The 1,056-nt window shown below is 47.3% G+C and carries 1 pseudogene; it reads left to right on the forward strand.

The annotated features are described in order from the left end of the window. Positions 1–1,056, forward strand: a pseudogene (locus A3757_RS01365) (DNA mismatch repair protein MutS); the annotation flags it as partial.

Below are 1,056 nucleotides of genomic sequence, written 5' to 3' on the forward strand. Positions count from 1 at the left end.
CAATGGCGGGTATCCCCTATCACTCCGCTGAGAATTATATTGCAAAGCTTGTTCGATCTGGTTTGTCGGTTGCTGTCTGCGAGCAAACAGGTGACCCGGCAACAAGCAAGGGGCCGGTTGAGCGTAAGGTAATGAGAATTGTCACTCCCGGCACGCTGACTGACGAGGCATTTCTAGAAGAGCGGCGTGACAATTTGCTCTGCTCAATTTCCTTTGGTGATGAGGAAGCCTTTGGTCTAGCCTACCTAGACCTGAGTGGCGGACGCTTTTCTGTGTCGCAAGTTCGAGGCTTGCCCGACCTAATAAGCGAGTTGCAGCGTATTAGACCGTCGGAAGTTTTAATAAGTGAAGAGTTTCCATATGAAGGAGCTTTTGAGAACTTAACTGGTCTTAGACGCCAAGCTCCATGGCTTTATGATCTTGATTCCGCAAAAAGCTTATTGACTACTCAATTTAAAACGAAAGACTTAAGCGGCTTTGGTATCGATTCGATGCAATTAGCTATCTGCGCGGCGGGTTGTCTGCTGCAGTATGCAAAGGATACTCAGCGTAATGAGCTGCCTCATATTGTCACCATCAATAAAGAAGAGCGTAGTCAATACATTCTACTCGATGCAGCCAGTCGCAAGAACCTAGAAATTGACACCAACCTTGCTGGCGAAAGTAATCACACCTTGGCGTGGGCAATGGATGCCTGTAAAACTGCAATGGGTAGCCGCTTGCTTAGGCGCTGGCTCCACCACCCTTTAAGAGACCGGGAAATTGTGAATGCCCGTCTAGATTGCGTGTCTTCACTTGAGCAATCCTATAACTACGACGCCATTCAAACGAATTTAAAACAAGTCGGAGATGTACAGCGTATACTCGCCAGGATTGCGCTTAGATCTGCACGCCCTCGTGACCTATCACGACTTAGAGACACTTTAATACTACTACCCGCCATACAGGCAGATTTAAGGTCAGTTGATTGCCCAAGTCTTGGTGAAGTAGCTAAAGATATATCCGAACACCCCTCTTTAGCTGAGTTATTAGAGCGAGCAATTATCGATAACCCTC

The sequence above is a fragment of the Oleiphilus sp. HI0117 genome (genome assembly GCF_001635235.1).